The organism is Methylocystis suflitae, assembly GCF_024448135.1.
GTDB classification, from domain to species: Bacteria; Pseudomonadota; Alphaproteobacteria; order Rhizobiales; family Beijerinckiaceae; genus Methylocystis; species Methylocystis suflitae.
The window spans coordinates 1-7,154 of sequence record NZ_JAMRYX010000163.1; the positions used below are offsets into that span (position 1 = coordinate 1).

At 65.4% G+C, this 7,154-nt stretch carries 7 protein-coding genes; 4 read left to right on the forward strand and 3 right to left on the reverse strand.

Annotated elements, in window-relative coordinates; all coding sequences use genetic code 11:
• The coding region (locus NEI07_RS12250; protein WP_305123716.1) for a CarD family transcriptional regulator at positions 1 to 1,045 on the forward strand (1,045 nt) is incomplete at its 5' end.
• Between the two features lie 44 nt (positions 1,046 to 1,089).
• Here the strand turns inward: NEI07_RS12250 and NEI07_RS12255 are convergent.
• The 3 genes from NEI07_RS12255 to NEI07_RS12265 all read right to left on the reverse strand — a co-directional run bounded on the left by NEI07_RS12255 (position 1,090) and on the right by NEI07_RS12265 (position 4,335).
• Positions 1,090 to 1,971 (reverse strand): RNA polymerase factor sigma-32, encoded by an 882-nt coding sequence (locus NEI07_RS12255; RefSeq protein ID WP_256034889.1) that lies wholly within the window; start codon positions 1,969 to 1,971, stop codon positions 1,090 to 1,092.
• A gap of 113 nt (positions 1,972 to 2,084) precedes the next feature.
• Positions 2,085 to 3,515: a M48 family metalloprotease gene (locus NEI07_RS12260; RefSeq protein ID WP_256034890.1), complete on the reverse strand. Its 1,431-nt coding sequence runs from the start codon at positions 3,513 to 3,515 to the stop codon at positions 2,085 to 2,087.
• 16 nt (positions 3,516 to 3,531) lie between these two features.
• Positions 3,532 to 4,335, reverse strand: coding sequence for a thermonuclease family protein (locus NEI07_RS12265; protein WP_256034891.1), 804 nt, complete (start codon positions 4,333 to 4,335; stop codon positions 3,532 to 3,534).
• A gap of 135 nt (positions 4,336 to 4,470) precedes the next feature.
• Here NEI07_RS12265 and ybgF point away from each other — a divergent pair, with 135 nt between their 5' ends.
• The 3 genes from ybgF to NEI07_RS12280 all read left to right on the forward strand — a co-directional run.
• Entirely contained in the window at positions 4,471 to 5,460 is a 990-nt protein-coding gene (gene ybgF / locus NEI07_RS12270) for a tol-pal system protein YbgF (protein WP_256034892.1), read from the forward strand.
• Positions 5,461 to 5,497: 37 nt separating this feature from the next.
• Complete coding sequence (tilS, locus tag NEI07_RS12275; RefSeq protein WP_256034894.1) at positions 5,498 to 6,532, forward strand: tRNA lysidine(34) synthetase TilS; 1,035 nt, start codon at positions 5,498 to 5,500, stop codon at positions 6,530 to 6,532.
• Between the two features lie 178 nt (positions 6,533 to 6,710).
• The coding region (locus NEI07_RS12280) for an ATP-dependent metallopeptidase FtsH/Yme1/Tma family protein (RefSeq protein WP_256034895.1) at positions 6,711 to 7,154 on the forward strand (444 nt) is incomplete at its 3' end.

Here is a 7,154-nt window from a genome sequence, read left to right on the forward strand (position 1 = left end):
GCGTCGGACGGCGGCGGCGAGTTCTCGCAGCGTCGCCCGCGCCTCGGCCGCCAGCTCGGCCGCCAAGAGGGCGGCGAAGCCGACCAAGGCCGCGGTCGCAGGCAAGAGCGGCGTGACGAAGCGCGCGGTGGCTGCGAAGGCGGCTAAAACGACGGCGGAAAAGGTGAGCGCCAGCGCTCGGACTCCGGCGGCGAAGCCCGTCGTTTCGAGCAAAGCCGCGGCGCCGAAGCCCGCCCAGGCGACGACGCCGGCCGCAGCGGCCAAGCAGCCGGCGGCCAAACCCGTCGAGCAGCAGAAGCCGGCGACGCCGAGCGCGCCTGTAGCGGCAAAGCCGCGTCCCGCAGTGGAGGCGGGGCCGAAACCCGTTGAAGCGACGGTCGCCTCCCCGCCCCTGGCGACTTCTCAGGAGACCTCGGCGGCGCCCGGCGGCGTCGCGCGACCGGCTATTCCAGCCAGGCCGAAACCCGCCGCGCCGTCGGCCAAGCCCGCCTTCAAGCTCCACGAGCACATCGTCTACCCCGCGCATGGCGTCGGGCAGATCGTCGGCGTCGAGACGCAAGAAGTCGCGGGCTTCAGCCTGGAGCTCTTTGTCGTGAGCTTCATCAAGGACAAGATGACCCTCAAAGTGCCCACGAGCAAAGTCATCAGCGTCGGAATGCGCAAGCTCGCCGATACGGGCGTCGTTGACAGGGCGCTGCAGACACTGAGCGGCCGCGCACGCGTCAAGCGCACGATGTGGTCGCGCCGCGCTCAAGAATATGAGGCGAAAATCAACTCGGGCGATCTCATCACCATCGCCGAGGTGGTTCGCGACCTCTACCGGTCCGACACCCAGCCCGAGCAGTCATATTCCGAGCGCCAGCTTTACGAGGCCGCCTTGGATCGCATGGCGCGTGAAGTCGCCGCCGTGCGCAAGCTCATCGATTCGGAATCGCTGAAGCTGATCGAATCCTTTCTGCTGAAGGGCCCCCGCCGCGGACCGAAGGCCGAGGGGGACGCGGGCGACGACGGCGGCGATGAGGCTGACGTGGACCGAGCCGCCTAATCAGAGCAACAAAAACCCCGGAAGCCGCTTCCGGGGTTTTTTCGTTACACTCTTGCCGGCTCATCGGCGGTCGCCGTCTCCTGCATCCGCGACAGCGCGCGCCTCAACTTGACCAGCGCGCGACTTTCGATCTGCCGCACCCGCTCCTTGGAAATGCCAAGGCGGTCGCCCAGCGTCTCAAGCGTCACCAGATTTTCCGCCAGCCGACGCTCGCGCACGATGCGCAACTCGCGTTCGGAGAGAATCGTCAGCGCGTCCTTGAGCCAGCGCGCGCGCCGATCCGAATCCAGCGTCTCCTCGACGACCTCGTCGGGGAGCGGCTTCTCGTCGACAAGAAAATCCATCCTCTGCGCGGAGCCGGATGTATCGTCGTCGACGAGCTGCGCGTTCAGCGACACGTCGGAACCCGACAGACGCGAATCCATCATCTCCACGTCAGCCCGCGAAACGCCGATCGCGTTCGCGATCGTCTGATAGGTATCGACTGGGCTCCTACCGTGATTTTCGCGCGCCAACCGCGCACGCAAGCGACGCAAATTGAAGAACAGCGCCTTCTGCGACGAGCTTGTTCCGCCCCGCACGATCGACCAGTTGCGCAACACGTAATCTTGGATCGACGCTCTGATCCACCATGTCGCATAGGTGGAGAAGCGTACGTCTCGCTCCGGCGCGAACCGCGCTGCCGCCTCTAACAGGCCGACGTGTCCTTCCTGGACGAGGTCCGAGAGCGGCAATCCGTAATGTCTGAACTTCGCCGAAAGCGCGATGACGAGGCGCATATGTGCGGCGGCGAGCTTATGAAGCGCTGTAGCGTCGCCACGCTCGCGCCAAGCGATGGCGAGCTGCTTTTCTTCGTCGCGTTCCAAAAAAGGCGCCTCAGCCGCAGCCTTAATCAATTCGCGCCCGAGTCCAGGCATATAAGCCATGACGCCCTCCATACGCGGCCACTAATGGTGGGATTTCCGCGCGCCAAGATTTGCCTTGCTTTGGATAACCGTCAGGCGCGGCAGTTGTTCCCAAAGCGAGCAAAAACCGGGCTTCACTCCGTTACGATTTTGTAATGTTCGCCGGCGGTGAGGGCGTCGCCGGCGGACAGCCCGTTGAGAAGCATAAAATGTTCGACTGGCCGGTTAGGAACCACCATCCGTGCGGCCATCGTTTCGATCGTGTCGCCAGAGGCGGCGACAGCCACCGCAATCCTCAAGGGCCGCGCATCAGTGGTTTCATCGGGGCCGAGCCGGCGGAAGGATCTGATCGATTCCATGAAGAGCGCGTCGGCCTCGTCGCTCAATTTGCGCGCTGCAAAAATCAGACGGTAGAGAAACTCGCCCGAGCGGATCACCGCCAGCCGGAAATTCCACTCCCCCGCCCGAGCGACGGCGATCACGGCGGGAAGCCCGTTGATGTCCATCTTGCGCACGGAGGAAGGAAGCAATCCGTCGACCCAACCGGAGCCGACATAGGCTTCGAGATTATCGTCCGACGGCAGGCGCACGCTGTCGAGCCGCAAGGCTTCATTGTCGGCTTCGCGCACCCCGAACACCGCTTCGTTGGAATTTTCCAGAAGAAAGCCCTCAGGCGCGATGAAGGCGAAGCGCAGTCGCGGATGGGTGAATTTGCGGTCGCGAACGTAGCCTTCCATGGGATCGTCGCCGAATGCGACGCCCTTGATCGCCTCGAGATAGCCGCCGCGATCGGCGACGCCGATCCCCGGCGCTCCGATTTGTCGCGCCGCAGCAACCGCCTTTGTGATGCGGTCGGGGGTGGAGGGATGCGTCGAGTTAATGTCGAAGTCGAGCGACTTCTTCTTTCCATAGAGCGCCGCGCGCAAATCCGTCGACCGACCCAGCGCCGTCAGAAAGCGCGAAGCGCCATACGGGTCGAAGCCGGCGCGGGCGATGACGCGGACGCCGGCGGCGTCGGCGTCGAGTTCCTGCTGACGGGAGAAACTCGCGACGGAGAGCCGCTGACTGGAACGCACCTCGTCGCCTTTCTGGCGGTTCTGAATCACCGCCGCGGCTTGCGAGATGATCGCCGCCTCCCGCTCGCGTTCGGCGCGGAGCGCGCTGTGGCGCAGCGAGACATGGGCGATTTCATGCGCCATCACCGCCGCCGCCTCCGAAGCGTCTCCGGCAAGCGCCAGCAGTCCGCGCGTGACGTAAAGATTGCCGGAGGGCAGCGCGAAGGCGTTGACGACAGGCGTATTGAGAATTGTCACCTTGTAGGTTGGCTGGCCGGGCGTATCGCTGACGCTCGCGAGCTTGGCGAGAATGCCATCAAGGTAATGCTCTGCGCCCGGAGCCTCGTATTCGCCGCCGAATTGGGCGACGAGCTCCTTATGCTGAACCGTGCTGCGATTATCGGTTCGCGGCCCAGCCGGCCGCGCCGGAGGCACTGGGGCGGTGAAGATCTGTCCTTGCCGCTCGAGCTCCGCGCAGCCTCCGATCGCCCCGCTGACGACGGCCAGCAAGGCGAGCGCCGTCCGCCTAACGAGAGGAGACGCTGTCAACGAATTCGATCTCGGCTGGCGAAGCGATTTCGATGCGAGCCCCGGTCTCAATAAGTCCTCGTACGCGCGCTCGCCGCCCTACGAGCGAGCGGGGCTCGATTTGCCCGAAGATAGCCAAATTGCGCCGCAGAATCACGACGGTGAAGCTATCGCGCCATTTGTCGCCAAAATTAAGGTAGAAGGCGCGCCGCGACTCGCCGACCGAGCGGATCGCGCCGACGACGACAATCATTCCCTTGCGCCGCTTCAGATCATCCACCGCGCCCGGCGCCGAGACGTCGATCGGACGGAACTCCGGCCGCGACCAAAGCCCGACGCCCGAATCGCGCGCCGGGGCCTCGGCGGCCAAATACGCCTTGGCGCAGGCGGAAGCCATCGGATCCGGACGAAAGCGCGCTTCGCCCGCCGAGAGCAGCGCGGCCGCCACTGACGTGAGGGGCGCCGAAGCGCCTCCCTCGGCCGGGCTCGCGTAAATTCTCGCCGGCGCCCTTCCCCAGCGGTCCAATGTCGAGGCAAAGGCGCCCAGGAATATGTCTCGGCCGGCGAGCCACGAGGACAGATGGTTGCGAATGGCGGCGCGCAGCTCCGCCATTTCCGGCGGCGGAAAGTCGAGGCCCGCGAGAGCGGCGCGACGGCCATCATCGAGCAGCAGTTCGAAGTCCTCATCCACGGCGGCGACGGTCGCCGGAACGGCGCCCTCGAGCGAGCACTCGCCGGTTTCCGGGGCCGGCGGAAGCGATTCGGCGCGTGACGGCCAAGCCGCCGCCACAAACGCGGCCATCGCCATTCTTTGAACCCAAACGAGACTCAATGATCGCATCGCCTAATTTTAGCCGAACGGGCGCCTATGGTAAGGCGTCGTCACGCCGCGTCGAATTGAGCGGCGTCTTTAGCGCAAGTCTCGGCCTTCGCGACCATGTTCCCACGCTACGCCCTCATCTTCGCCCTGCCCTTGTTGATGGCGGGCGCCGCCCAGGCGTTCGACGTCTATGGCGATCCCCGGCCGGAGGGAGACCTCCGCCACGCTCAGACCCACAATGTGCCGCCATCGGATCTTTATGAAGGCCCTGAGGCGGGACCGGGGTCGGACGCGGCGGCGGCGATGCGGATCGATCGGCTGGAGCGCGAGCTACGCCGATTGACCGGACAAAACGAGGAGCTGCAGCACAGGGTGCAGCTTTTGGAAGAGCAGCTCCGCGCCGCAAAGCCCGAGCCGCACTCGGAGGCTGCGCCGCGTGGACCGACGGCGCCGCCAGCCGTCGCGTCGACGGCGCCCGAGACGAGCGCCAACGCCGGCAAGCGCGGCGACGCCTTTGATCCCGCGACACAGCCGACCGCGCCGGGCGCGCCGCGGCCGCTCGGCACGACGACTCCGTCCGCGCCGCTTGAAATCGCCGCCCGACCAACGGGTTCGGTGACGATCGCCCCCGTGCGCGAAGCAGGGCAGCCGCTGGATATCGCCCACGGCCGCCTCGTCGGCGACCAGCCGGCGCCCGCGGAGATCGCCGCCGCGCCGCCGGTCGCTGGCCCCAAGGAACAGTATGATGAGGCGGTAGGCGCATTGCGCGCCGGCAAATACGAGGAAGCGGAGAAGTCGCTCTCAACGTTTCTATCGAAGAACGGCAAGAGCAAGCTCGCCGCCGCCGCGACATTCAACCTCGGCGAAAGTTTCTTTTTGCGCGGACGGCATCGCGAGGCCGCCGAAAGATACTTGGAAATCTCGACGAAATACGGCGACTCGGCGCAGGCGCCGGAAGCGCTGTTGCGGCTTGGCCAATCGCTGAGCGCAATGGGCGCGAAGGAGCAGGCGTGCGCCTCCTATTCCGAGATCAACGTCAAATTCCCGAAAGCGGCGACGCGAATCCGCGAAGCGGCGCAACGCGAAAGCAAAAAAATTCAATGCTAGCCGTCCGCGTGGCGGTCGGCGCCCCTCCGGCCTAGGCATGCCGCGCACGGAGGCGGAAGACCTTGCCGCAATCGACGACGACTCGCTCGAGAGACGTCGTGAAAACGCGCTCGAACTCCTTGCGCCCTACCCCTCCTTGCTGCTCGCGGTTTCCGGCGGGCCCGACTCCGTCGCCTTGATGCTGCTTTGCGCGCAATGGTCTTTGCGCGCGTCGCATCACATCGCCGTCGCGACGGTCGATCATCGCTTGCGCAAAGAGGCGCACGCGGAGGCCGAAGAGGTCGGCCGCTGGGCGCGCGCTCTTGGCTACGCCCATCACTTATTGACGTGGGAGGAAGAAAAGCCCTCGACGCGCCTCCAGGAGCGGGCGCGGCGCGCGCGATACGCGCTGCTGACCGACTGCGCGCGGCGAATCGGCGCATCCGCGATCGCGCTTGCGCACCATTCGGAAGACCAGGCCGAAACGATCCTGTTTCGTTTGACCCGCGGCTCAGGAGTCGCGGGACTTGCAGGCATGGCCCGCATCGCATGCCACGAAGACATCCCGCTGCTGCGGCCGCTGCTCGACTTTCGCAAAGAGGAGTTGGAGGCGGTCTGCGCCCGCGCCGGGCAACCGTTCTTTCGCGACCCGTCCAATGAAGACGAAAGCTTCGCGCGCGTGCGGCTGCGCAGGCTGGCGCCGATGCTCGCCGCACAGGGACTTGGTCGAGACGCGCTCCTGCGGCTTGGATCGCGTGCGGCCCGCGCCGATGCCGCGCTGGCGCATTGCGCCGCCGAAATGCTGGCGCGCGCGCTGCGTCGCGACGAAGCGTCATGCGTCGAACTCGACGCCGCAACGCTGTGTGAAGCGCCGCTGGAAATTCTCCAACGCGTGCTCGGAAGCGCGATCCTGCATATCGCGCCGGCGGCTGTGCTTCGCCTCGAACGCCTGGAGCGCGCCAGCGCGCGCGTGGCCGCTGCGCTGACTGCGCGCGGATCGGTACGAATGACACTTGCCGATGTCTCGATCGAAGCGAAAGACGGACGGATTCGACTGCGTCCGGCGCCGCCTCGCCGCTCAAGCTCGACTTAGCGAATTTGCATTGTAGGGGACGAACTTGTCCGAAACGGCCAAGTCCCTACGCAACAACGCCTGGAATCACGGGCTTTTCCGAGACTTGGCAACGCGTCCAGGTGCGCCTAAATTAAGCACATGAGCGGAGCGCTTCGGGGGATAAGCCCGACCGAGCGGCTCCCGACAGGCTTCCCACATGAACCCACACTTCAGAAACCTCGCGCTCTGGGCAATCATCGGGTTGCTCGTGGTTGCGCTTGTCATGCTGTTTCAGCAGCCCGGCCAGCGCACGCCGATCCGCGACATTTCATATAGCGAACTGCTGACGCAGATCGATCAGGGCCGCGTCCACGACGTGACGATCGCGGGCAACGAGATCGTCGGTCACTTCAACGACAATCGGCCGTTTACGACCTATGCGCCGGACGACGCCAATCTCGTGCCGCGCCTTCAGGCGAAGAATGTTTCAATCAGCGCCAAGCCGAATAATGAAGGCGGCAGCTTCTTGGTGACGCTCCTTCTCAACGCGTTGCCGCTCGTCGCATTCCTCGCGGTCTGGATTTTCCTTTCGCGGCAGATGCAGGGCGGCGCAGGCCGCGCGATGGGCTTTGGCAAATCGAAAGCGAAACTGCTGACGGAG

Excerpts from the sequence above, each read along its gene's own strand:
- NEI07_RS12255 (WP_256034889.1), bottom strand. The coding sequence starts at position 1,971 with ATGGCTTATATGCCTGGACTCGGGCGCGAATTGATTAAGGCTGCGGCT.
- NEI07_RS12265 (WP_256034891.1), bottom strand. The coding sequence starts at position 4,335 with ATGGCCGCGTTTGTGGCGGCGGCTTGGCCGTCACGCGCCGAATCGCTT.
- ybgF (WP_256034892.1), top strand. The coding sequence starts at position 4,471 with ATGTTCCCACGCTACGCCCTCATCTTCGCCCTGCCCTTGTTGATGGCG.
- tilS (WP_256034894.1), top strand. The coding sequence starts at position 5,498 with ATGCCGCGCACGGAGGCGGAAGACCTTGCCGCAATCGACGACGACTCG.